The 23393-nt window shown below is 69.5% G+C and carries 22 protein-coding genes; 7 read left to right on the top strand and 15 right to left on the bottom strand.

Annotated elements, in window-relative coordinates:
- Window positions 1-675: a hemerythrin domain-containing protein gene (locus NK1_RS11990; RefSeq protein ID WP_245660453.1), complete on the top strand. Its 675-nt coding sequence runs from the start codon at window positions 1-3 to the stop codon at window positions 673-675.
- Between the two features lie 19 nt (window positions 676-694).
- Here the strand turns inward: NK1_RS11990 and NK1_RS11985 are convergent, their stop codons facing one another.
- From NK1_RS11985 to NK1_RS11975, 3 genes are read right to left on the bottom strand one after another with little or no spacing between them, the layout of a single operon-like run.
- Window positions 695-1606, bottom strand: coding sequence for an ArgK/MeaB family GTPase (locus tag NK1_RS11985; RefSeq protein ID WP_063008602.1), 912 nt, complete (start codon window positions 1604-1606; stop codon window positions 695-697).
- A complete protein-coding gene (locus NK1_RS11980; protein WP_063008601.1) occupies window positions 1603-2748 on the bottom strand; it encodes a thiolase family protein in 1146 nt (381 codons plus the stop codon). The genes NK1_RS11985 and NK1_RS11980 overlap by 4 nt, the downstream gene beginning before the upstream one ends.
- Complete coding sequence (locus NK1_RS11975) at window positions 2741-4177, bottom strand: class I adenylate-forming enzyme family protein (RefSeq protein ID WP_063008600.1); 1437 nt, start codon at window positions 4175-4177, stop codon at window positions 2741-2743. Before NK1_RS11975 ends, NK1_RS11980 begins: the two co-directional genes overlap by 8 nt.
- A 53-nt stretch (window positions 4178-4230) precedes the next feature.
- Here NK1_RS11975 and NK1_RS11970 point away from each other — a divergent pair, with 53 nt between their 5' ends.
- Complete coding sequence (locus NK1_RS11970) at window positions 4231-4995, top strand: SDR family NAD(P)-dependent oxidoreductase (RefSeq protein ID WP_039782600.1); 765 nt, start codon at window positions 4231-4233, stop codon at window positions 4993-4995.
- A gap of 66 nt (window positions 4996-5061) precedes the next feature.
- Here NK1_RS11970 and NK1_RS11965 read toward each other — a convergent pair whose 3' ends face one another.
- From NK1_RS11965 to NK1_RS11945, 5 genes are read right to left on the bottom strand one after another with little or no spacing between them, the layout of a single operon-like run.
- Window positions 5062-5874, bottom strand: coding sequence for an LLM class flavin-dependent oxidoreductase (locus tag NK1_RS11965; protein ID WP_063008665.1), 813 nt, complete (start codon window positions 5872-5874; stop codon window positions 5062-5064).
- A 59-nt stretch (window positions 5875-5933) separates the two neighbouring features.
- Window positions 5934-6713 carry an enoyl-CoA hydratase/isomerase family protein gene (locus NK1_RS11960; protein ID WP_063008599.1) on the bottom strand — a complete coding sequence of 260 codons (780 nt, stop codon included), beginning with the start codon at window positions 6711-6713 and terminating at the stop codon, window positions 5934-5936.
- A 1-nt stretch (window position 6714) separates the two neighbouring features.
- On the bottom strand, window positions 6715-7803 hold the full coding sequence (locus NK1_RS11955) for an acyl-CoA dehydrogenase family protein (RefSeq protein ID WP_063008598.1): 1089 nt from the start codon (window positions 7801-7803) through the stop codon (window positions 6715-6717).
- Window positions 7790-8695 (bottom strand): acyl-CoA dehydrogenase family protein, encoded by a 906-nt coding sequence (locus NK1_RS11950; RefSeq protein WP_063008597.1) that lies wholly within the window; start codon window positions 8693-8695, stop codon window positions 7790-7792. The genes NK1_RS11955 and NK1_RS11950 overlap by 14 nt, the downstream gene beginning before the upstream one ends.
- Window positions 8673-10076 carry a class I adenylate-forming enzyme family protein gene (locus tag NK1_RS11945; RefSeq protein ID WP_063008596.1) on the bottom strand — a complete coding sequence of 468 codons (1404 nt, stop codon included), beginning with the start codon at window positions 10074-10076 and terminating at the stop codon, window positions 8673-8675. The genes NK1_RS11950 and NK1_RS11945 overlap by 23 nt, the downstream gene beginning before the upstream one ends.
- Window positions 10077-10149: 73 nt before the next feature.
- On the opposite strand from NK1_RS11945, the gene NK1_RS11940 reads away from it, so the two are divergent.
- A complete protein-coding gene (locus NK1_RS11940; RefSeq protein WP_063008595.1) occupies window positions 10150-11166 on the top strand; it encodes a ferredoxin--NADP reductase in 1017 nt (338 codons plus the stop codon).
- A gap of 108 nt (window positions 11167-11274) precedes the next feature.
- Here the strand turns inward: NK1_RS11940 and NK1_RS11935 are convergent, their stop codons facing one another.
- Complete coding sequence (locus NK1_RS11935) at window positions 11275-12375, bottom strand: CaiB/BaiF CoA transferase family protein (RefSeq protein ID WP_084460796.1); 1101 nt, start codon at window positions 12373-12375, stop codon at window positions 11275-11277.
- A complete protein-coding gene (locus NK1_RS11930; RefSeq protein WP_063008663.1) occupies window positions 12372-13328 on the bottom strand; it encodes a TIGR03564 family F420-dependent LLM class oxidoreductase in 957 nt (318 codons plus the stop codon). The genes NK1_RS11935 and NK1_RS11930 overlap by 4 nt, the downstream gene beginning before the upstream one ends.
- Before the next feature lie 707 nt (window positions 13329-14035).
- Here NK1_RS11930 and NK1_RS11925 point away from each other — a divergent pair.
- From NK1_RS11925 to NK1_RS35675, 3 genes are all read left to right on the top strand, one after another.
- Window positions 14036-17308 (top strand): arabinosyltransferase domain-containing protein, encoded by a 3273-nt coding sequence (locus NK1_RS11925; RefSeq protein ID WP_063008594.1) that lies wholly within the window; start codon window positions 14036-14038, stop codon window positions 17306-17308.
- A gap of 105 nt (window positions 17309-17413) precedes the next feature.
- Window positions 17414-18193 (top strand): Mut7-C RNAse domain-containing protein, encoded by a 780-nt coding sequence (locus NK1_RS11920; RefSeq protein ID WP_063008593.1) that lies wholly within the window; start codon window positions 17414-17416, stop codon window positions 18191-18193.
- Between the two features lie 487 nt (window positions 18194-18680).
- On the top strand, window positions 18681-19112 hold the full coding sequence (locus NK1_RS35675) for a hypothetical protein (protein WP_063008592.1): 432 nt from the start codon (window positions 18681-18683) through the stop codon (window positions 19110-19112).
- A 38-nt stretch (window positions 19113-19150) separates the two neighbouring features.
- Here NK1_RS35675 and NK1_RS34460 read toward each other — a convergent pair whose 3' ends face one another.
- Window positions 19151-19288, bottom strand: coding sequence for an Rv1535 domain-containing protein (locus tag NK1_RS34460; RefSeq protein WP_157104230.1), 138 nt, complete (start codon window positions 19286-19288; stop codon window positions 19151-19153).
- Window positions 19289-19351: 63 nt separating this feature from the next.
- Between NK1_RS34460 and NK1_RS11910 the strand changes: the two genes are divergently transcribed.
- Window positions 19352-19618 carry a hypothetical protein gene (locus NK1_RS11910; protein ID WP_036510052.1) on the top strand — a complete coding sequence of 89 codons (267 nt, stop codon included), beginning with the start codon at window positions 19352-19354 and terminating at the stop codon, window positions 19616-19618.
- A 15-nt stretch (window positions 19619-19633) separates the two neighbouring features.
- Here the strand turns inward: NK1_RS11910 and NK1_RS11905 are convergent, their stop codons facing one another.
- From NK1_RS11905 to NK1_RS11890, 4 genes are read right to left on the bottom strand one after another with little or no spacing between them, the layout of a single operon-like run.
- Window positions 19634-20383, bottom strand: a complete 750-nt coding sequence (locus tag NK1_RS11905) for a polysaccharide deacetylase family protein (protein ID WP_063008591.1) — start codon at window positions 20381-20383, stop codon at window positions 19634-19636.
- Entirely contained in the window at window positions 20380-21366 is a 987-nt protein-coding gene (galE, locus tag NK1_RS11900; RefSeq protein WP_063008590.1) for a UDP-glucose 4-epimerase GalE, read from the bottom strand. Before galE ends, NK1_RS11905 begins: the two co-directional genes overlap by 4 nt.
- Entirely contained in the window at window positions 21363-22280 is a 918-nt protein-coding gene (locus tag NK1_RS11895) for a DMT family transporter (RefSeq protein ID WP_063008589.1), read from the bottom strand. The genes galE and NK1_RS11895 overlap by 4 nt, the downstream gene beginning before the upstream one ends.
- Window positions 22277-23392 (bottom strand): MGDG synthase family glycosyltransferase, encoded by a 1116-nt coding sequence (locus NK1_RS11890; protein ID WP_063008588.1) that lies wholly within the window; start codon window positions 23390-23392, stop codon window positions 22277-22279. The genes NK1_RS11895 and NK1_RS11890 overlap by 4 nt, the downstream gene beginning before the upstream one ends.
- Window position 23393 lies beyond the last annotated feature (1 nt).

The following is a 23393-nucleotide window of genomic DNA, read 5'->3' as shown; positions in this document are numbered from 1 at the left end:
ATGCCCACCGCCGTCGCACCCCTCCGCCCCGACACCTTCGACATGCTCGTCGTGCACAACGCCTTTCGCAGTCACTTCCGCGCGCTTCCCGGCCTCGTCGCCCGGGTCGACGCCGGCGAGGTCGAGCGCGCCCGGCAGCTCGCGGCATTCCTGGACGAGCTGTGCACCGGGCTGCACGAGCATCACACCGGCGAGGACGAGCTGATGTGGCCGCTGCTGCTCGAACGCGCCCCGATGCATGCCGGCGCGGTACTGCGCATGGAGGAACAGCACGAACGCATCGCGGAGCTGGTCCGGCGCGCGCGGCGTGATGCGGGCGAATTCGTCACGGCCGCATCGACTTCGGTGCGCGATCGGCTCGCCGAAACGCTACGGGCGCTCGCCGCCGCGCTGGACGAGCACCTGGCCGAGGAAGAACACCAAGTCCTGTCCGTGGTCGAGGAGGTCATGACCGTCGCGGAGTGGCGGGCTCTCGGCGAACGCGGCCGCGCGCACATGCCGAGGAACCGCCAACTGGTCTTCCTCGGCTTCATGATGCACACGGCGTCCGAATCCCAGCGACGCAAACTTCTCGCGGAGATGCCGCCGGCGGCACGCCTGGCCTGGCGGGTGCTCGGGCGGCGCAGCTTCGCCCGGGAGTACCGCGCGATCTACCGCCGCGATCCCGAATGGTGAGCGACCACCCGCGGCGCGCTCACCACCGAATGGCCGGCGCCGGAACGGCGGCGGACCGTGGCACCAGCCGTTGCGCGGCGGTGTAGGCATCCAACGTCCCCGCGGCGACGTCCGCGGCGAGGCGGTCCAGATCCGGATGGGCTCGCACCCGGGTGTGCACCAGCGACAGGATCTGCACGCGGGCGCGGGCGATGCGGCGTTCCGGGTCGTCGCTGCGCTGGTGCGCGTCGATGGCCCGGGCCAGTTCGGGTATTCCGGTGCCGTTCTCGGCGACGAGGGTGAGGATGGGGGCCGGCGATTCGCCGCGCAGTTCCCGCACCGTCCGGTCCGCGCCGGGCCGGTCGGCCTTGTTCACCACGAGGATGTCGGCGACCTCCAGCAGCCCCGCCTTGGCGGCTTGAATCGCGTCTCCCGCACCGGGATTCAGGATGACCACGGTCGGATCGGCGACCGCGGCGACCTCGATCTCCGACTGCCCGACCCCGACCGTCTCGACCACGATCCGGTCGTAGCCGAGGTCGGTCAGCAGCCGGATCGCGGCCGGCACCACCGCGGCCAGGCCGCCGATATGCCCACGGGTGGCCACCGAGCGGATCAGCACACCGGGGTCACCGACGTGGGCCGACATCCGGATACGGTCACCGAGCAGGGCGCCGCCACTGTAGGGCGAGGACGGATCCACCGCCAAGACGGCCACTCGCGCCCCCTGCGCCCGGTAGGTGCCGACCAGCGCCGCCACCGTGGTCGATTTCCCGGCGCCCGGCGGCCCGGTCACACCCAGGACCCTAGGCGTGGCGGCCGAGCCGAGCAGCGCGAGAACCTCGTCGCGGCTACCGTTCTCGACCATGCTCAGCAGCCGCCCGGTGGCTCGCAGCGAACCGTCCCGGGCGGCGGCGAGCAGCCGCTTGGCCTCCCGCCCGGCGGTGGTCACGGGGCCGGCACCTCGACCACGGTCGCCGACCCCATTCCACCACCGGCACACAGCGCCGCGATACCGAATCCCCCACCGCGACGGCGCAATTCGTGAACCAGGGTGACGATCATACGCGCGCCGGTGGCTGCCACGGGATGTCCCAGCGAGCAACCGCTCCCGCTGTAGTTCACCCGCTCGGGATCCAGGTCCAGCGCCTTGACCGCGGCCAGCGGGACCGAGGCGAAGGCCTCGTTGATTTCGATCAGCTTCACCTCCGACAGTGAGATACCCGCCCGCGCAACAGCTTTGGTGATCGCCTCGATCGGCGCCAGGCCCGTGTCGGCCGGGTCCACTCCCACCGAGGCCCACGCGCGGATGACACCCAGCGCCGGCAGGCCCAGCCGATCCGAGGCGATCGCCAGCGCGGCGGCGCCGTCGTTGGATCCGGAGGCGTTACCCGCGGTGACGGAGAACCCCTCGATCTCCGGATGCAGCACCTTCAGTCCGGCGAGGCGTTCCAGGCTGGTGTCGCGGCGCGGATGTTCGTCGACGCAGAATTCGCCGTGCGGCGTCTCGATCGGGACGATCTCCTCCTCGAACCGGCCCTCGTCGATGGCCGCGATCGCGTTGCGGTGCGAACGCAAGGCCCAGGCGTCCATCTCCGCGCGCGAAATTCCGGCCTTGACGGCGGTGTTCCAGCCCACGGTGATCGACATGTCCAGATTCGGCGCGTCCGGGCGGTTCGGATGCGACGGCGAGACCCACGGGTCGATCCATTCGTCGGCACCGACCCGGAACCGCACCCGCGGCCCGGTGGAATCGGAATTCACGCCGCCGGCGATGACGAGTTCGTCCATCCCCGCCCGGATTCCGGCTGCCGCGCTCTGCACCGCGGCCATTCCCGCCGCGCAGTGCCGGTTGGCGGCCAGACCCGGCACCGTGGTGAGCCCCGCCGTGACCGCCGCGTGGCGAGCCAGCACCCCGCCACCGTAGCGGCCCTCGCCGAGGACGACGTCGCCCACCATGCTCGGGTCGATATCGCGCGCGACCGCCGCGACCACGTGGTGGGCGAGGTCGAAGGCGTTGGTGTCGCGCAGCGTGCCCTTGCGCGCGGTGCCGATGGGGGTCCGCACGGCGGAGACGATGACGGCTTCAGGCATGGGAGCTCTCCGATTCGGCGACGAGATTGCGGCGCAACAGTTTTCCGGTTTCGGTCTTGGGCAGTTCGGCGCGGAACACGATCGTGTCGGGGGTCTTCGAGGACCGCATCCGCTCGCGCACCCACCGCTTGATCTCTTCGGGATCACCGGCGCCCACCACGACCGCGACCAGCCGCTGCCCCCATTCCGGGTCGGGCACCCCGATCACCGCGGCCTCGCTGATCCCGGGATGGGTCAGGAGCACGTCCTCGATTTCGGCCGGCGCGATGTTCTCCCCGCCGCGGATGATCGTGTCGTCGGCTCGGCCCTCGATGAACAGATAGCCGTCGTCGTCCAGCCTGCCCAGGTCGCGGGTGCCGAACCAGCCGTCCGCGTCGAGTGCGGTGCGCGCACCGTACTCCCCCGAGATCTGCTCGCCGCGCACGAACACGAGGCCGGTCTGCCCGATGGGCAGCGATTCTCCCGCGGCGCTGCGGATGTCGAATTCGACGCCGGGCAGCGCCCGGCCGACGGAGCCGAGCCGCTCGCGGATGGCGGGATCGGTCGCGGCCAGCGCGGCGCGGTGATCCTCCGGGCCGAGCACCGCCACCGAGGAGGCGGTTTCGGTGAGGCCGTAGGCATTGGCGAAACCGGTGCCGGGGAACATCGCCAGCGCTCGTTCCAGCACCGGTCGCGGCATCCGCGAACCGCCGTAGGCCAGGCTCGCCAGTGTCGGTGTGTCCGCGGTGGCACCGTCGGCCGCGGTGACGATACGGGCCAGCATGGTCGGCACCAGCATGGCGTGCGTGATCCGTTCGGCCCGAACGGTATCCAGCCAGCGCTGCGGATCGAACGCGGGCAGATACACCACCCGGCGGCCGCTGTAGAGATTGGACAGCAGGTTGGTGAGGCCGGCGATGTGATAGGGCGGCACCGACACCAGGGCGGCGTCGGATTCCGCGGCCGCGCCGAATTCCATCGTGTTCAGCAGGTAGGCCATCAGATGGCGGTGCCGCAGCAGCGCCGCCTTGGGTTCGGAAGTGGTGCCGCTGGTGTAGATGATCGCGGCCACCGCCGCACCGTCCCACGGCGCCGGCCGCGGTTCCGGATCCGGCTGTGCCGCATCGGTTTCCACCAGGGCGTCCAGATCCTCGGGCCGCAGCACCCGCGCACCCGGATGCCGTGCCAGCAGTGCCGACAGCTGGTGTTCGCCGAGTCGATAGTTCAGCGGCACGAACGGCACCGCGGCCAGGACCGCGCCGAACAGCGCCACCGGATAGGCCAGGTGGTTCGCGCCCAGATACAGCACCGCCGAACTGTCGGCGAAGTCCGCGGCCGCGCGGCGCGCCAGCCGGAGCAGCTGCGCCGCCGTGAGGGATCGGCCGTCGACGGTGATCACCGGCCGGCTTCCGGCCGAGGCCGCCATCTCGAGGATCATGCTAATGTTCATGAGAACATTATTCTCTCAGTAAGAGAGTGTTGATTTCAAGAGAGGGCAGCGTCATGGAGATCAGCGGTAGCTCCGCGATCGTGGTGGGCGGAACGGGCGGACTGGGCGAGGCGACCGTGCGGAGGCTGCACGCCGCGGGAGCCAAGGTGGTGGTGGCCGACGTCGCCGACGACAAGGGCAAGGAGCTGGCCGCCGAACTCGGTATCCGCTATGTGCATACCGACGCCACCAGCGAGGAGTCGGTGCAGGCGGCGATCGCCGAGGCGCAATCGCTGGGCCCGCTGCGCATCTCGGTGGACGCGCACGGCGGGCCGGCCAGCGGTGGCCGATTGGTCGGCAAGGATGGCAGCCCGCTCGCGTTGGACGGCTTCCGCACCACGATCGAGTTCTATCTCACCGCCGTGTTCAACGTGCTGCGGCTCTCGGCCGCGGCGATCGCGCAGTCGGAGCCGGGTGAGGAGGGCCGGCGCGGTGTCATCGTCAACACCGCCTCGATCGCCGCCTACGAGGGCCAGATCGGGCAGTTGCCGTATTCGGCGGCCAAAGGCGGCGTGGTCGGCATGACGCTGGTCGCCGCGCGCGACCTGTCGCCGCTGGGCATCCGGGTGGTGACCATCGCACCCGGCACGTTCAACACCCCGGCCTACGGTAAGGCCGCCGATCAGCTGGAAACCTATTGGGGCAAACAGGTTCCGCATCCCAAGCGGATGGGCCGCTCCCCGGAATACGCGCAATTGGTGCAGTCCATCGTGGAGAACGATTACCTCAACGGTGAGGTGATCCGCCTCGACGGCGCGCTGCGGTTCCCGCCCAAATGACCGCTCTGACGGGCAAAGTCGCGTTCGTGGCGGGTGCCGGCCGCGGTATCGGCGCCCCTCCGGGCGCTACGGCCGCGCGGCCCGCAGGCCACCGATGACCGCGTCACCGAATTCGGCGAGAGTCCGCGGCTGCGCGAAATCGGTGAACCAGACGTAGAACCGTTCGACGCCCTCATCGACAGCATCGGCGAAGTGGGCGATCAGCTCCTCGGCGTCCCCGCACACCAAACCGCTTGCCAGATGACCGAATCGGCGCAGGCTCAGCGCACGCACCCGGTCGGGATCGGCACCGCGCCCCGCGAAACCCACCAACTGCTGGGTGGACACGCGCGCCGACCCCGCGTTCGCCCGCAGTCGCGGCAGCCGGTCCAGCTGGTTGGCCGGCAGATTCCACCAGTCCGCGTAGCGGCGCACCAGCGCCATGGTGGCGGGACCGGACCCGCCGATCACGATCGGAATCCGCGAGGTGGGCGCGGGTGCCAGGGCGAGTTCCCCCGCACCCGCCCAATACCGCGGCAGCAGCGCCAGTGTGTGTTCCAGCCGGGCCCGGCGGGCGGGGCCGTCCTCGTGGTTGATGTCGAAGTCGGCCAATTCCTTCGGCACCGATCCGGAACCGAGTCCGAGTTCGAACCGGCCACCGCTGGCTTCCTGCAGCGCCACCGCCTGTTTCGCCAGCATCGCGGGATGGCGCAGCGCGTCACAGAGCACCAGGTGACCGATGCGCAACCGTTCGGTGCGCGCGGCCACCCAGGCGGCCACCGTCATCGCCTCCCACAGCGGCTGCTGTTCGGCGCCGGGCGCCCGCACGTGATCGATGAAGGCGATACCGTCGAATCCGCCGGCCTCCGCCGCCCGGGCCCGCGCCACGATATCGGCCATATCGAGCCGGATCTGCGGGAGGAACAGATACCACTGCGGATCGCCCTTCTGTACCACGGCTACTTCTTCGCGCCGTTCTTCGGCGCCGACAACCGGGCCAGATTGGCGCGGAGATCCTCCGATTGGAAGGTCAGATCCTCGGCGGTGAGCGCGAAGTCGAGCGTGGCCAGCACCGCTCGCTCGAGGTGCAGGTTCAATATCCGTTTGGTGGACTCGACTGCCTGCCTGGGCAATCGGAGGATCCGCTCGGCGCAGGCGTGTGCCTCGGCGACCGGATCGGCGACCACGTGATTGACCAAGCCCATCTCCCGCGCCCGCTCGGCCGGGATTCGGTCGCCGGTCAGCGCGTACTCCTTGGCCAGCAGCAGGCTGGTGTGCAGCGGCCAGGTCAGTGGGCCACCGTCGGCGGCCACCAGACCTACCTGCACGTGCGGATCGGCCAGATAGGCCTGTTCGGCGATGTAGACGATATCGCTGAGGGCGACCAGGCTGCAGCCCAAGCCCACGGCGGGCCCGTTCACGGCGGCCACGATCGGCACCCGGCATCGCGCCATCCCGAGCACGATATCGCGGCCGTGCGCAATGGTTTTCGCGCGCAACTCGGCGTCGCGGCTCAGTTCGCCGAGGTAGGAGAAGTCGCCGCCGGCGGAGAAAGCGCGCCCGGCGCCGGTGAGCACCGCGACGCGGGCCTCCCGATCCTCGCCGAGCCGGGGCCACAGCCGGGCCAGCCCGGTGTGCAGTGCGTCGTCGACCGCGTTGAGCGCGTCGGGACGGTTCAGCGTGACGATGCGAATCGGGCCCTCGGCCCGGACGTCGACTTCGGCGGGCAGGTCGTACATGTCAGGCTCCCAATCCGAGTATGCGGGCGGCGATGATGTTCTTCTGAATCTGCGAGGTGCCGCCCATGACGCTCTGGGCGCGGCTGTAGAGGTAGGTGCCGAACATGTCGGCGTCGTCGGTGCCGGCGATGGTCAACGCGGCATGACCGACGGCCTGATCCACCCAGGTCATGAGCAATTTGTCGAGTGAGCCGCCGGGGCCGTGCGAGACACCGTCCAGCTGTTCGGACAAACGCCGCCGCACATGCAGCCGCAGCATCTCCGATTGCACCGCCGCCCAGGTCAATTCGTCGGGCACCGGCCCGTCGACGCGGTCGGCCAGCACGCGGACCGTCTTGGCGTAGCGAGCCGAATAACCGAGTGTCGACGGTTCCCGTTCGTGACCGACCACGGTCATCGCCAGCTTCCAGCCGTCACCCGGCGCGCCGACCATCCGGTCGGCGGGCACGATCGCGCCGTCGAAACCGACCTGCCCGAATTCGGTGGTGATACCGCTGATCATGCGCAGCGGCCGCTGCTGCACACCCGGCTGCTTCATCGACACGATGAAGGCCGAAATCCCTTTGTGCCGTGGCGCTTGCGGATCGGTGCGGGCCAGTAGCAGGCACCAGTCCGCGACATCGGAGTAACTGGTCCAGATCTTGTGGCCGTGGATCACATAGTGGTCGCCGTCGAGGGTGGCGGTGGTGGTGAGTGCGGCGAGATCCGATCCGGCGCCCGGTTCACTGAAGCCCTGGCACCAGCGTTCGGTGCCGTCGATCATGCCGGGCAGGAATCGCCGCTGCAGTTCCTCGCTGCCGTGGCGGCCCAGCCCCTGGATCAGATACCCCAGACTCGGCCGGGGCGGGGCGCCCGCACGGGCCAGTTCCTCATCGACGATCACGTCGTAGACCGGCGGCAGATCGTGTCCGCCGAACTCCTTCGGCCACGACGAGCCGAAGAAACCGGCCCCGTACAGGGCACGATGCCACTCCCCCTGACGGGCCCAGTATTCGTCCCCGGAGGTCGGGAAGTCACCGGCGACCTCGGACAGCCAGCGGCGCAACCGATCCCGGAATTCGGCCTCGGCCGGTGAGTCACGAAAGTCCACGGGCGATCTCCTCCAGACGGACGGGAAACAGTTCGGTCGAGACCAGGACGCGGCGAAGATAGATGTGCGCCAGGCATTCCCAGGTGTTGCCGATGCCGCCGTGCACCTGGATAGCGGTTTCGCAGACCGTCCGGGCGGCGCGGGCGCAATAGATCTTGGCGACGCGGGCGGCATGCACCGCCTCGCCGGGCGCCAGTTCGTCCACTCCCCAGGCGGCGTAGCGCAGCACGCTGACCGAACCTTCGAGCAGCGCCTGCGATTCGGCGAGCAGATGCGCGACGGCTTGGTACGAGCCGATCGGCTTGCCGTACTGCGCACGGACTTTCGCGTAGTCGACGGCCAGCCGCTGCGCGCCCCGGGCGGCGCCGAGCAGATCCGCGGTGGTGCCGACCAGCGCGAGCGCGAACCATTGCGACGCCTGATCGTCCGACAGTTCCCCGATGTGTTCGAGCCGTCCGTCGAGGTCGGCCGCCGTCCGGGTCGGATCCGCCAGCGGTGCGGCGGGCCCCAGCCGGGCGGCCAGCACCTGGCCGTCGGCGAGCACCACCGCCCGATCGCATCCGGCCGCGTCGACGGCGCGGCCGCGCACCCCCAGGGTCCAGCGCCCCTCGTCTCCGGCCGGGTGACCACGCAGATCGTCGGCCAGCACCGGTCCCAGAAACGCCACATCGACCAGTCCCCGCGCGAACTCCTCGGCCACCAGCGCCACTTCCACACCCGACGCGCCGTCGGAGCGCAGGGCGCGCCATCCGGTCAGCTCGACGGTCTTGTCCAGCCGCGTGATCCGCTCCCGATCGGCCAGGTCCGTCACCGAGCCGGGGCCCAGATCGTCGGCCAATTTTGCTGCGGCATCACGCAATTGGCGCTGTTCACTGGTCAGACGGACGTCCATAGCGCTCCTCGAGAACTCGGCGCAGCACCTTGCCGGACGGCAGGCGCGGGATTTCGGGGACGAAGACCACCCGGCGCAACCGCTTGTATCCGGCCAGGCGATCGGCGACCAGCGCGGACAACTCCTCCGCGGTGACCGGCGCTGCGGCCGACACCGCGGCGACGATCGCCTCGCCGTCGGTGCCGTCGGCCACACCGAAGACCGCGCAGTCGGCGACCGCCGGATGCCCGTGCAGGACGGATTCGATTTCGGCGGGCGCGACCTGGAAGCCGCGGACCTTGATCATCTCCTTCACCCGGTCGGTGATGCGGACCCAGCCGTCGGCGTCGATCCAGCCGACGTCGCCGGTGCGGTACCAGCCGTCCACCACGGCTCCCGCGTCCGCGCCGGCGGGCAGATACCCCGCCATCAGCGACGGCGACCGTGCCTGGATCTCCCCGATCTCCCCGGGCGGCAACGGTTTTCCGTCATCGAGCGACGCCGTCCGCAGGCACACCCCGGGCGCGGCTCGTCCCACGGTGTCCAGCCGGGCGCCCTCGATCGGATTGCAGGCCAGTACCGGGAGTTCGGTGGCGCCGTAGGCCGGCAGCCAGCGCACGCCCGTGCGGCGGGTGACGGTTTCGGCCACGCTGACCGTCACCGGCGTCGCGCCCCACATGATGTAGCGCAGCGAGGACAGATCGAACGATTCCAGCTCCGGATGCGAGGCGATGGCCAGTGCGATCGGCGCCACCGCCATCTCCACGGTGATCCGGTCGCGTTCGATGCTGCGCAGCATCGACTCCGGATCGAAGCGGCGATGCAGCCGCATCCAGGCGCCGACGCGCAACGCGGTGACGATGTTGAGCAGGCCGAGGATATGGGACGGCGGGGTCAGGATCTGGATTCGGTCAGCGCTACTCAGCTCGAGCACCTGCTGCCAGTCGCGCACCGCGGCGTCGAAGGAGGCGTGGGTGTGGCGCACCGCCTTCGGCAAGCCGGTCGTGCCGGAGCTGAACACCAGCACCGCATCCGATTCCGGATCCGGCGGGTCGAATTCCTCGCCGCTGGGCGTGATCGGTTCGTCGAGATCGAGCATGGGCATCAGTTCGGCCAGTACGGGATGGTCGCCGATCGCGAATCCCGGGGTGGTGATCGCGAGCGCGTGCTCGGCCTCGGCGCGCCGCCACGCGGGGCTCAGCAGGACCACGGCCGCGCCGAGCTTCCACGCGGCCAGCACCGCGAGGACGAATTCCGGGCGATTGGACGACATCACGGCGATCCGGCTGCCCGCCCGGACGCCACGATGGCGCAACGTCCGCGCCAGTCCGCCGGCCAGCTCGTCGAGCTGCGACAGGCTGTAGTGCCGATCGTCGAACACGATCGCCGTCGGCTCGGTCATGAGAAAATCCCATCTCGTTCAGGAGAACGCTATTCTCTTTGTATAAGAATCTTAATACCAGGAGAGGCGTCCCATGGCGAGTCCCCCGATGTTCCGGCCCGCGACCGTGACCCGGATCGTGAAGGAGTGCGCCGATGCGCGGACCTTCGTGCTGGCCCCGCACGACGGCCCGCTCACCTATCGCGCCGGACAGTTCTGCACCTTCCGGGTACGGGTCGACGGCACCGAGCTGTACCGGTCCTATTCGATGTCCAGCGCACCGGAAACCGACGCCGAACTGATGACGACGGTCAAACGGGTTCCGGGCGGCAAGGTCTCGAACTGGTTGCTGGACACCGTGTCCGAGGGCGACGAGATCGACATGGGCCGGCCCACCGGCCGATTCTGCCTGCGCGACACCGAGGTTCCGCTCCTGGGGTTCAGCGGCGGCAGCGGCATCACGCCGGTGTTGTCGCTGGCCAAGAGCGCGCTGGCCACCACCGCGCGGCGGGTGCGGCTGCTGTGCGCGGACCGCGACGCCGAATCGGTCATCTTCGGCACCACGCTGCTCGAACTGGCGGAGCGCTACCGCGGCCGGCTGCAGGTGGTCCGGCATCTCGACAGCGTGGCCGGACTACTCGATCCGGCGGCGGTGCGTGAGTTCGTCGGCGCGGACGGTCATGCCGACAGCTATGTGTGCGGGCCGGAGAAGTTCATGGAAATGGTGGAGGGGGCGCTCCCCGGCCCAGGGGCGATCTTCAGCGAACGCTTCGGCGCACCGGTTCCCGAACTCGCCGACTCGACGATCGAGGCAGCCGTGACCGAATCCGGCGCCAGCCGTGGCACCGTCACGATCTTCCTCAACCGCAAGAAGGCCACGGTCCCGCGCCACGCCGGCGAGACACTGCTGGAGAGCGCCCGCCGCGCGGGCCTGACCCCGCCGTTCTCCTGCGAATCGGGTAACTGCGCCACGTGTATGGCCCGGCTCAGCGAGGGCAGTGCCACGATGCGGGTGAACGACGCCCTCGCCGACGACGAGGTCGAGGACGGATACGTCCTCACCTGCCAAGCGGTACCGGAGACCGAGTCGGTGACCGTGCATTACGAATGAGCGGCCGACGCCGGCGGTCGTCCCCGGGCGACCGCCCCGGTTTCCGCCCGGTGGCGAGGGCGATGTAGCGGACGGTACCGTCGGCCCGCTACCGGCTCGAGGCAACGGCTACGGACCGTCGTGCTCGCCCAGCCCGGGCGGCGGGCCGTATTCCGGTGTGTAACCGTCGATTCGGATGGGCGAGGCCACCAGGCGGTACGTCCCCGCCGCAGCCACCACGTCGGGAGTGGCGTCGAGCGCTTCGGGCAGCGTGCGCACCGCCGCGGCGGGAATGCCCAGCGGACGCAGTCGCGCCTCCCAGCTCCGGGCATCGTCGCGGGCCAGCGCGGCGGTCACCGCGGCGAGCACCTCGGCTCGGCGGGATACGCGTTCGGCCATGGTGTCGAATCCCGTCACCCCGGCCTCGGCGGCGAAGGTCTTCCAGAAGCGATCATGCGTGACGAACAACGCCAGGTAACCGTCGGCGGTCGGAAAGAGCTGCGCCGGAACGTAATACGAGTGCGCGCCGAACGGTCGCCGCTGTGGGCGCTTCTGCTCGTTGAGATAGGCCGCCGCGTGATAGTTCAACTGCGACAACATCACATCGCGCAGGCAGACGTCCACCTGACCGCCGCGTCCGGCCACGATCTGCGCGAGCAGACCCAGCGCCGCGGTCAGCCCGGTCGAGTTGTCGGCGGAGGAATAGCCGGGCAGTGTGGGTGGTCCGTCCGGATCGCCGGTGAGCGCCGCGACCCCCGTGGCGGCCTGCACGATGTAGTCGAAGGCCGGATCGTCGCCGCCGTAGAGGCCGAATCCGGTGATCGCGACGCAGACGATGGCCGGGTTGAATTCCCGCAGCGACGCATAGGTCAGGCCGAGCCGGTGGATCGCGGACGGTTTCAAATTCACCAGTAGCGCATGCGAATTCGCGACCAGCTCGCCCAGGCGATCCCGGCCGTCCACACTGCCGGGATCGAGCCGGATACTGCGTTTGCCGCGGTTCAGACTCGCGAAGTAGCTGTCGCCGACCTGCCGGGAGATGTCGCCGCCGGCCGGCTCCAGCTTGGTGACCTCGGCGCCCAGGTCCGCGAGCATCATCGTCGCGTACGGACCGGCGAGCATGGTTCCGACCTCGAGAATGCGAATCCCCGCCAGCGGGCCGGAGCTGTGCTGCGGTGAAGCTACGGTCCGCCGGTCCGAGCCGGGGTCCGGAGAAGCGTTGGTGCTCATCGTAATTCCCGGGCCAGTCCCGCGATCATCTCCCGGGTGCGGCGCTTCGATGCGATCAGTTCGTCGCGGCTGTCGCCGATCGGCAGCAGCCGGATCGAGACATCGGTGGCGCCCGCCTCCGCGAAACGGCGCAATCCGGCGGCGATGGCGGCCTCGTCACCGGCGACACAGATGTCGCCGACGTCGCGGGCGTCTCCCTGTTCGAGCAGGCGCTGATAGTTGGGCGAGATCTCCGCCTCGCCGAGAATGCGATTGGCCCGTGCCTTCGCCTCGTCGACCTCTCCGGCCCGGCACAGGCAGACCGGCAGTCCCGCCACGATGCGCGGCGGTTTCCGGCCCGCATCGGCCGCGGCCCGGGTGATCTTGGGCGTCACATGATCGGCGATCGCGCGTTCGTCGGCCATCCACAGAATCGTTCCGTCGGCCTGCTCCCCGGCGATGCGCAACATCACCGGTCCGAGCGCGGCGACCAGCACCGGCACCGGAGCGACCGGGCCCAGATCGAGCGGATTGTGCACGGTGAACGTGTCGTTCTCCACGTCGACGGCGCCCGGGCCGGTCAGTCCCGCCGCCAGCACGTCCAGATAGTCACGGGTGTAGGCCGCCGGCCGCTCGTACGGCAAGCCGAGCATGTCCCGCACGATCCAGTGATGCGACGGACCCACCCCCAGCGCCAGTCGCCCACCCGCGGCGGCCTGCGCCGACAACGCCTGGCGGGCCAGCGCTATCGGGTGTTGCGCCTGCAGCGGAACCACGGCGGTGCCCAATTCGATGCGGCGAGTCCGCAATCCCATTGCCGCCACCGTGATCAGCGCGTCGAAATCGCTGGGAATCTGCGGAATCCACGCGGTGTCGAGCCCGGCGTCCTCGGCCCAGGCGATGTCGTCGAGCATCCGGCTCAGCTTGCGCGCGGAATCCCCCTTCTCCGGTCCGATCATCACTCCGACACGCACGAAGACCTCCAACCCGCCGCTACGCCGGGCGACTACGTCACCCGCTGATGAATACGGTACTTGCGAAAAAAGAGAATGCCAATACCGCTACGGCGGCCACTCGTTACCGGCGGTCATCGAATGCGCCGCCGACCCATCACCTCGCGCGGCGACTACGAGCGACTTCCGACCGGCCTTCCGCCCAGGTCACGACAGGTGCGAACCCGTACGGCATATCCGCCCGCCACATGGGTCCGCGCGGGCACCGAACAGCGCTCCCGCCGCGTCGCCGAGCGATGAGTTCCGGCATAAGTTCCATACGCCGCCAGGGCAGCGGAACCGACCGTGGCCACGACGACAATCACCAGATACAGCAACACCGCGTCTCCTCCCGTCCGAGAGCGTGTTACCCACGATCGACGGCTACCGACCGTGGATCCAGCAGGTCGCCGGAGCAACCCGCACACCTTGTCGATCGGAGTACCCCGCCGAATAGTTACGTGAGTTAAGCAACCGCTGGTGGGTGGGAGCGCCCTGTGAAAACCGTTGCCACCGACCTGATTCGACCGTCCGATCGGCGCGCGATGCCGGGCCGGGAGGCAACTCGCCGGCGGGAGGCGTCCGCGCCCTCGGAACCCGCCATCGACTCGGCCGCAGATCCTGAGTGCAGACTGAGAACAACAGACGAAATACCGGATAACAGAAGCGTCACGCTAGCATCGGCGACCGTGGTCGACACGATGGTGAGGGCGGACGGTGCGCCTACTGCAGGCGCGACACCCAGGACCTCGGGTAGACAGCGCGGCGATTGGGCCGGACCGATAGCCTTCCTCGCCGGGCTGCTGGGCGCGTTGTGCGCCGTCGCGGTGCCGTTGCTGCCGGTGAAGGTGGACCACACCACGCTGTCGTGGCCGCAACGGGACTCGGCCCGCAGTGTCGACGCGCCGCTGGTCACCTACGCGCCGCTGACCTTCGATGCCACCATTCCCGGCCGGTCGATGGCGCAACTGAGCGCACATGGCGGAGTACTGGCATCGACGCTGCCCGCCGGTGCGCCGCAACTGGAGAAGTACGGGTTCGTCGCGCGTGTGCGACCGGCACAGGACGGTAAGCCCGCGCAACTCGAGGTCGTGTTGCGCAATCAGTCGCTACTCACCACATCGATCGATGCGATCGCCGACGGCACCTTGACCGTGCACGCCGATATGTCGTCGACCAAGGTCGGTATCACCGGATCGGATATCGAGGCCGCCACCTTGCCGCCGGGTGACTGGCGGCCACAAGTGGTCGGCATCTTCAGCGATCTCCCCAGGGCCGAGGGCGCCAAGGTCGTCGCGCAGGTCGACAGCCGGTTCTCGGTGACGCCGACCGTCGGCAAGCGCGCGGCCGAAGTCCTGGCGGTCGTGTTCACGCTGATCGCGCTGGCGGCGCTGTACCGGCTGGACCGCACCGACGGCCGGCGTTCGAGGCGGCTGCTTCCGCAGCGATGGCGCACGTTCACCGGCGTCGACCTCGTCGTCTTCGCCACGCTGCTGGTATGGCATTTCATCGGGGCCACCACCTCCGACGACGGTTATCAGTTCGGGATGGCACGGACCTCGCTGGTGTCCGGATATATGGCCAACTACTTCCGGTTCTTCGGCGTTCCGGAGAATCCGGTCGGCACGCCGCCGTACGACATCATCGCGCACATGTCGGAGATCAGCGTCGCGAGCCCGTGGATGCGGTTGCCGACGCTGCTGGCGGCCGTGGTCACCTGGCTGGCGCTGAGCCGGGAGGTGATCCCGCGGCTCGGTGTGGCCGTGCGCCACGACAAGGTGGCGGTGTGGACCGGCGCGCTGGCGTTCCTGGCCGTGTGGCTGCCCTACAACAACGGGCTGCGGCCCGAGCCGGTGGTCGCCGTCTGCGTGTTGCTCACCTGGTGCCTCGTCGAGCGCGCCATCGCGACGCACCGACTGCTGCCGTATGCCCTCGCGATCCTGATCGCCGCGTTCAGTTTCACCGCCGCGCCCTCGGGCATCATCTGTCTGGCTCCGCTGCTGGCGGGACTGCGTTCGGCCGTGGGATTCGGTGTTCCGCGAGCGCGTGAACTCGCCCGTGCCCGGCGCGGCACCCCGGTGCCGGCCGGCGCCTGGGTCCGGGCGTACGGGGCGCTGCTGGCGCCGCTGGCCGCGGCGGGAATGCTGGTGCTGGCCTTCGCTTTCGCCGTCGAACCGCTCTCGGCGATGTTCGAGATGCAGCGCGTGCACAACATCGTCGGCCCCTCGGACCCCTGGTACAACGACTACCTGAACTACCAGTGGCTGTTCATGCCGTCGGCCGACGGTTCCATCGCCCGCCGCTTCGGCATGGTCGCGATGTGGCTGAGCCTGCTGGTCTGCGTCTTCGTCCTGCTGCGCAAGGGCGGCCGCATTCCGTTCACCGCGCCCGGACCGGCACGGCGGCTGCTCGGTGTGACCTTCGGGGCCATGGTGCTGATGGCGACCTGCCCGACGAAATTCACCCATCACAACGGGGTGTACGCCGGCCTGGCGGGATCGGTGGCCGTCCTCACCGCGGTCGCGGTGGGGCCCCGGGTGATGCGCTCACCACGCAACCGCGCCCTGTTCGCGGCGGTGGTGGCGCTGGCGATGGCGCAGATCTTCACCAGCGTCAACCAGTGGTGGTGGGTCTCGAGTTTCGGTGTCCCGTGGTGGAACGAGCCCCCCGCCGTTCTCGGTGTCGGCTTCAGCAAGATCTTCCTGATCATCGCCGCGCTGTGCCTGCTGCTGGCGATCTGGTGGCATGTGCGGGCGCCCAAACCCGGCATCCCGCACCGGGTTTCACCGCGCGCGTGGCGTCTGGCGAAGTTCCCGCCGCTGATGGCGGCCGCGGCGATCCTGGTGGTGTTCGAGGTGTTCTCGTTCACCGCGGGCGCGGTGGCGCAATATCCGGGATTCTCGCTGGCATCCTCGAATATCCATGCGGTAGTGGGCAATCCGTGCGGGCTGGCCAACAAGGTCCTGGTCGAAACCGATCCCAACGCCTCGATGATGCAGCCGCTGGTCGGCGACCAGTTCTCCACCTTCACCTCCGGTGCGCGCGGATTCGTGCCGAACGGCGTCGGTGACGTCATGTCTCCCGATGAGAAGGAGGAGACCAGCAGCATCGCCAAATCCTTCGGCGACAAACCCGGCACCGGCGAGTCGGCCACCCAAACCGGCGGCGCCCCATTACCGTACGGGCTCGACGCGGCGACCACGCCGGAACTCGGCACCTACGGCGAGGAGCAGCCCGCCGATCTCGTCACCGGCTGGTACCGTCTGCCCGCCCAGCACGACCGCAGCGACATCGTCTCGATCGCCGCGGCGGGGCGCATCCAGGCGGTGGGTCCTAACAACGGATATGTCGGCGGTGAACCGGTGGAGATCGAATACGGCAGCACCGACTCCCCGACCAGCGCACACGCACTCGGACGGGTGACCCCGATCGACATCGGCCCGGCGCCGTCGTGGCGGAACCTGCGCGTCCCCTTGGACCGGATTCCCGCCACCGCCAACGTGATCCGCATCGTGGCCAAGGATCACAACCTCGATCCGCAGCGCTGGGTGGCGCTGACGCCCCCGCGCATACCGAAGACGCACACCCTCAACGACCTGGTCGCTTCGAAGCAACCGGTACTCCTGGACTGGGCCGTGGGCCTGCAGTTCCCCTGCCAGCGCCCCTTCGACCACAAGGACGGCATCGCCCAGGTGCCGGACTGGCGCATCCTGCCCAACCGTCTGGGCGCGGCCGACACCACGATGTGGGAAAGCCACGCGGGCGGCGGTCCGCTGGGCTGGAGTCAGCAATTGCTGCGCTCGCAGACCCTGGCCACCTACCTCGCCTTCGACTGGGACCAGGATTGGGGCGAACTGCAACGCCTCAGCCCGATCGACCCCTCGGCCGTCCCGGCGACTCCGACGATCACCCAGGAGACTCACAGCGGTATGTGGTCACCCGGGCATATCTACACCTGGTAACCGCGTCGGCGCCGCCCGGGTGCGATCGGATTCCTCGGCGTCTGGCACCGCCGCGGGCCGGGCAGCCCAGCGCGTCGCGCCCCCGAGCAGGACGACAATGGCCCCATGACCGCAAGTGTCGAGCTGCGGGTGTATGCCGAGCTGAACGACTTCGTGCCGCCGGGCGCACGGTACGTCGCGCAGCGGCGGCCGATCCGTCCGCATCAGACCGTGAAAGACATCGTCGAGGCCGCCGGCATCCCGCATTCCGAGGTCGACCTCATGCTGGTGAACGGTGAATCCGTCGACTTCGGTCACCACCCGCGGCCGGGCGATCGGCTCGCCGCCTACCCGGTGTTCGAAACCCTCGACATCGGGCCGTCCACCCGGGTCCGTCCCCGCCCGCTGCGCGATCCGCGTTTCATCGTGGACGTCAATCTCGGCGGGCTCGCCCGGCTCATGCGGTTGATGGGCCTCGACGCCCGAGTCCCCGCGGACACCGACGATGGCGCGCTGGCCACGGCCGCCGCGGACGAACACCGGATCATCCTCACCCGCGACCGCGGACTCCTGAAGCGACGCACCGTGACCCACGGAGTCTTCGTGCGTTCGAACCGGCCCTTCGATCAACTCCTCGAGGTGATCCGCCGGCTCGATCTGGCCGATCGGCTGATGCCGTTCAGCCGCTGCCTGCCCTGTGGGGGCCTCCTGACCGACGTGGCCGAACAGGACGTCATCGACAGGCTCGAACCTCTCACCCGCAAGTACTACGACACCTTCAGAGAATGCCGGGACTGCCGCCGGATCTACTGGGAGGGCTCGCACCAGCGGCGACTCGACGACCTCGTCACCAGAATTCGAGCCGCGGTCGGATCCGATGGAGAGGTGCATCCCACTCCGGAGTAGATGCGACGGACTTTTCAGGACCACAAGGGCGACAGGCTTTTACCGGCACCGGCGCAGCCGGTGCCGGGCACCCGTGTCACGCTAGACGCAGAAGCTGACGCTCGCCGATCCGAGAGGTAGGTTCAGGCAAACGGAGAGCCACTGAATCTGCGTCGCCTGAGCAGCTGTGTCACTGGTCGCCGGTGGGGCGGTCGCAGGCGCCGCGGCCGAGGCGATCGCGGGGGCGGCGGCTCCCAAGGTCAACGTGGTGACAGCTGTGGCGACGGCAAGACCAATCCTTCGAGACATCACAATTTCTTTCGCCGGAGTTCGGACTACCACTCACCGATTCTCCGCCCGGCGCCGCATCGATCACAAGGGTCGCTCCGCCCGCCGCACGGTACCGGGGCATGTTTCATCTCGGTCGCTGCCCCCGGTACGCCCCCGTGCCGCGAGTAGACTGCAGCTTGCTCGCAGATGTCCACAAGGTGAACTCAAGGGAGTGACGATGGACCTTCTCGAGGGTGGGGTAAAAGCGATTTCGTGGACGGCCGATGCGACGACATCCGCGGCCGGGGCGGTGGGCGGCGCTGCGGTCAACGGTGTTCTCGGCGGTATGCAGGGCGTCATGTCCGGCGTGCGCAGCGGACTGAGCAGCGGCAGTCATTCGACGCCGGCGGCCGCACTCACGCTGGCCGCGATCGGAGCCACCGGAGTCGTGGACTGGCCCGTGCTGTTGGGCGTGGGCGGCACCGCACTCGTGATCCGGAAGCTCATGTCGCACCCGGACCAGCAACCGACATCCGCCACCGATGCTCCTGCCGCGCGCGACGAGCAGCAGGCATCCGGTGAGCGGCCGGCCCTCCCCAGCGACGACGAGGGGAAGACGACCGCCGGGAACACCGCGACGGGATCGCGGCACGCATCGAGCAAGGCTTAGGCCGCAGCGGTGTCGCCTCACGGCGTAGCGTGGGCCGATCAGCGTGATGATTCGCCGACGACGTCGATGACTCCCAGGCGCCACAACACCGCGTACAACTCGCGCAGCGGAACGGTCAGCACCTGCGTCAGTGCGCCCGTCAACGGATCACGGCCGCCTACATCAGATGTCCTCACGACGGACATTGTGCCGAACCCAGGCGTCGAGACCCCGAATATCACATGACCGGGAGGCAACATATGGCCGACGAAACGCACACCAGCCACCGGAACGCGGTCGACAAGGTCATGGCCGCGCACAGTTTCGCGGTGGAACTTCCACTGCTCGGCCGAGTACCGGTCCCCCGCCCCGAGCAGCTGGCCTACTACGGCGCACTCGGCGCACTGGCCGCCGCGGAGATCATCGAATGGCCGGTCGCGCTGGTTCTGGCCGGCGGACATTGGCTCGCGGAGAACCAACACAACCGCGTGGCACACGAGATCGGCGAAGCCCTCGAAGACGCCTGACACCGGGCAATCGGGCTACCCGGGGCGGCTGCGCGGCGCATAACGAGCGGGATGTATCCGCCCCGCGAGAGACCCGACGGCCAGGCCGCGCTCGGCGCACTCGTCCACGATTCGCGGGATCGCGCCGAGGGTCGCGCGCCACGCGCCGGATGCGGATGTGCAGTCGGAGTCGTGTAGCAGCACGGTGGCACCGGGCCGAAGTTCGCGAACCACCCGGCGTGCCACGGTGTCCGGCGTGGCGGTCCGGACCCAGTCCTTCCCGCACGCCGTCCACAGCACCGGCGTCAGTTCCAGCCGCCGGGCCGTGGCCAGCGCCGCGGCCGAGAGAATCCCGTACGGCGGTCGATAGTGCCGTGGCCTGCTCCCCGTCGTCTCCGTGATCAGGTCATACCCGCGGGCGATGTCGCGGTAGGCCGATACGGGCCCGCGCGCCAGCAGGCAGCGGTGACTCCACCCGTGCACCGCCACCTCGTGCCCGGCGGCGACGATCTCCGCACCGAGCGCGGGTGCCCGCTCGAGCATCGAGCCGAGCAGAAAGAATGTCGCGTGCACGCGCGCGGCGGCCAGTGCGTCGAGGATGGCCGGCGTCGATTCCGGATCCGGGCCGTCGTCGAAGGTCAATGCGACTGTGCCGGTGTCGGAGTATCCGGACAGGCCGGGGGTCAGGCGGGTGCGAACCGTCGAGATCGCCGTGACCGAGGGGAGAGCATTCAGCACGACCGCAGCGGCACCGGCGGTCGTCACGTGCGCGACAGCGGATTTCATGTGCCCGTCAGCCCGCCTCGCACACCACACCGGGCTTCCCATTCGCTGCCCAGCATCTCCGCCAGTCCCAGCTGCGCCCGCCACCCCAGTTCGTCGCCGATCCGTGCGATGTCGGCGATCACACGGGGCGGATCCCCCGGCCGTCGGTCGCCGACGATATGGCGGAACCGTTCGCCGGTCACCGCGCGGGCGGCATCGAGAATTTCGAATACCGAGTATCCGCGCCCGGTTCCGACGTTGTAGACCGACGTACCCGGCTGTCCGCACTCGAGCCGTTCGGCCGCGCTGACGTGTGCGTGCGCGACGTCGAGCACGTGCACGTAGTCGCGGACACAGGATCCGTCCGGCGTCGGGTAGTCGGCACCGAAGACGATCGGGGGGCGACCGGACGAAATCGCTTGCAGGACATTGGGTACCAACCCGGTCGCATTCCGGTCACCGAGCCCGGGGCCGCCCGCCCCGGCGACGTTGAAATAGCGCAGAACGGTCGAGTTCAGCCTGTCGAATTCCGCGGCGGCGTCGGCGACGATCCACTCGCAGGCGAGTTTGCTGCGCCCGTACGGGTTGATCGGGCGCGGCGGTGCCTGTTCGCCGACCGATCCGTCGCCGGTCTGCGAACCGTATACCGCTGCGCTGGAGGAGAATACGAGATGTTCGACGCCGGCGGCACGCATCGCGGCGAGCAGGGTGCGCGTTCCACCCGTGTTCTGCTCGTAGTACTCGAGCGGATGGGTCACCGAGTCCACGGCGGATTTCCGGCCGGCGAGGTGGGCGACACCGGTGATCTCGTAGTCGCGCAGGACGGCGGTCACGGCCGCGAAGTCGGTGATCGACGCCGCGACCGTCGCGACGTCGTCGGGGATCACCGTACGGCGGCCGGTCGAGAAGTCGTCGAGGACGACCACGGGCCTTCCGGCCGCGAGCAGAGCGCGTACCACGTGCGATCCGATATAACCGCCGCCGCCGGTCACGAGCCAGGTCACCCGGTACTCCTCGTGGTCAGGTCGGTGTCCGCCTCGATCCCGCGCGCGGCCGCGGCGCGGTCGCGACCGAGACAGGTCACACCGACGGATATCGCCACCAACGCGACCGCGAAGGCGGCGCCCGCCCGGCCACCCGGTACCTCGTCGCCGAGCACGGCGATCCCGAGCACGACGGGAACGAGCGAGGACACGACGCTGGTGACCGGGAAGGTGAGCACGGCCGCGCCAGCCTGCAGCCCGCGCTGGAGCAGGCTGATCGCGAGCAGCGAGCACACTGCCAGCACATACGGTGTCGGGGTGGCGAGCAGCCGCCAGGGGTCGTGGACATCGAAGGTCAATCCGAACTGTCGTGTCGCGACCGTCGCGATGCCGTAGGCGATTCCTGCCGCGGCGCCGAAACCGAGCGCGGCGACCCATGCCCGGCCGGTTCTCGACCCGAGATCCCCGGCAACCGCCCCGGCTCCCGCGGCCACCACGCCCACGACGGCGAACAGCACCATCTGTGCGTCCGAAGCCGGGGAACCGAGGGATGATTCGCCGGCGAACGCATACGCCATCAGACCGGTGCCGAGCACCATCGCGACGATCCCGTACCGGCCCACGACGGCCAACCGCTCACCGAGCCCGCGCCGGGCCAGCACGACCAGGAACACCATATCCAGGGTCAGCAAGGGCGCGACCAGCGTCGCCGGCGCGATCGAGAACGCGTATGCCTCGGCCGCGAAACCGCCTATCTCACAACCCAACCCGAGCAGCCACAGGGGCCGCACGGCCAGCCGGGCCAACAGCGCGAGCCCCAGGCCGCCGCCCGGGGCGGTCTGCCGCGCCGCCGCGGCCTGCACCACCGGCGCGCAACCGTACAGCGCCGCGGCCACGACCACCGCGGGTAATCCGTAGGCCAGCGACTGATTCACGGCGCGGGCGCCGCCCAGCCGGCCGGCCCGACCCGTTCCAGCATGGCGCCGAACGCTTCCTCCCACGCCGTGGGCTCGCCGGCGACCCGAGCCGACGATGGTTCCACCCGCCGCAGGCACGCCGAAACGGAACGCCGGATCGCCTCCGGCTGCGCGGACGTGACCGCGGCGCCGCCGCGCACGAGCTCCTGGTGCAGGTTTTCCCGGCCGTGTCCGGGCACGACGTCGAGCAGCAGCAGGTCCCGGCCGATGACTCTCGCCTCCGCGCAGGTGTCGCCCGACGAGGTGACGACGAGATCGGCAGCGGCCATCAGCGTGGGGATCTCGTCGGTGAAACCGAACGGGACGACCCGGTCCGTCGCCGCGGCCAGCGATCGCAACCGCGATTCCAGTCCGGCATTGCGGCCCGCCACCGCGAGCACATGGACACCTGCGCGCGCGATCGACTCGGCCGCCTCGACCAGCGGGCCGACACCCCAGGCCCCCGATATGAGCAGCACGCACTCCGCGTCCGGAGGCACGCCCAGCGCCTCCCGCGCCGCGGCCTGCGACGGCGCCAGGTAGAACTGCGGGCGCACCGGCGCGGGCACCACCGTGATCTCCGCGTCCGGGTCGAAGCGCCGGATGTAGCGGGCCGCCGGATCCGAGGTGACCAGGTACAGATCGGTGTTGTCGTGGACCCACAAGCGGTGGGGACAGGTGTCGGTGCAGAACACCGCGTTCACGACATCGGGATGGCGCTCCTTGATGCGGCTGGCAGCGGCGGCGCCGGTCGCGAACACCGACACCAGCAGCTCGACCGGCCGGTCACGCAGCCGTTCGTCGAGGGCGGGCACGAGGTAACGGCAGGATGCCGCGTCGATGAACCGCGCCAGCCGGCCTCCGGAACGCAGTTGCCCGAAGTGGAAGGCGTCGTACAGGCCCGGCACCGCGAGCATGCCGCGAAACACCCCTTCCCCGAGCCCACCTCGGCGGTGCCCCATCATGCGCATGCTGTCGACGGTGTCGGTCGTCCAGCCACGCCGGCGCAGCGACACCGCGCACGCTTCGGCCATCACGTCGTGTCCCATGCCGAGCGAGCCGGACAGCAGCAACGCGGAGGGCGTCGCCATG

Origin of the sequence: Nocardia kruczakiae NBRC 101016 (assembly GCF_001612965.1) — a bacterium.
Classification (GTDB): Bacteria; Actinomycetota; Actinomycetes; order Mycobacteriales; family Mycobacteriaceae; genus Nocardia; species Nocardia kruczakiae.
This window is presented reverse-complemented; position numbering and strand designations above follow the sequence as displayed.

Coding starts and splice junctions, on each gene's coding strand:
- NK1_RS11990 (WP_245660453.1), top strand. CDS start 1: ATGCCCACCGCCGTCGCACCCCTCCGCCCCGACACCTTCGACATGCTC.
- NK1_RS11980 (WP_063008601.1), bottom strand. CDS start 2,748: ATGCCTGAAGCCGTCATCGTCTCCGCCGTGCGGACCCCCATCGGCACC.
- NK1_RS11975 (WP_063008600.1), bottom strand. CDS start 4,177: ATGAACATTAGCATGATCCTCGAGATGGCGGCCTCGGCCGGAAGCCGG.
- NK1_RS11970 (WP_039782600.1), top strand. CDS start 4,231: ATGGAGATCAGCGGTAGCTCCGCGATCGTGGTGGGCGGAACGGGCGGA.
- NK1_RS11965 (WP_063008665.1), bottom strand. CDS start 5,874: ATGGCCGATATCGTGGCGCGGGCCCGGGCGGCGGAGGCCGGCGGATTC.
- NK1_RS11960 (WP_063008599.1), bottom strand. CDS start 6,713: ATGTACGACCTGCCCGCCGAAGTCGACGTCCGGGCCGAGGGCCCGATT.
- NK1_RS11950 (WP_063008597.1), bottom strand. CDS start 8,695: ATGGACGTCCGTCTGACCAGTGAACAGCGCCAATTGCGTGATGCCGCA.
- NK1_RS11945 (WP_063008596.1), bottom strand. CDS start 10,076: ATGACCGAGCCGACGGCGATCGTGTTCGACGATCGGCACTACAGCCTG.
- NK1_RS11940 (WP_063008595.1), top strand. CDS start 10,150: ATGGCGAGTCCCCCGATGTTCCGGCCCGCGACCGTGACCCGGATCGTG.
- NK1_RS11935 (WP_084460796.1), bottom strand. CDS start 12,375: ATGAGCACCAACGCTTCTCCGGACCCCGGCTCGGACCGGCGGACCGTA.
- NK1_RS11920 (WP_063008593.1), top strand. CDS start 17,414: ATGACCGCAAGTGTCGAGCTGCGGGTGTATGCCGAGCTGAACGACTTC.
- NK1_RS35675 (WP_063008592.1), top strand. CDS start 18,681: ATGGACCTTCTCGAGGGTGGGGTAAAAGCGATTTCGTGGACGGCCGAT.
- NK1_RS11910 (WP_036510052.1), top strand. CDS start 19,352: ATGGCCGACGAAACGCACACCAGCCACCGGAACGCGGTCGACAAGGTC.
- NK1_RS11905 (WP_063008591.1), bottom strand. CDS start 20,383: ATGAAATCCGCTGTCGCGCACGTGACGACCGCCGGTGCCGCTGCGGTC.
- NK1_RS11890 (WP_063008588.1), bottom strand. CDS start 23,392: ATGGCGACGCCCTCCGCGTTGCTGCTGTCCGGCTCGCTCGGCATGGGA.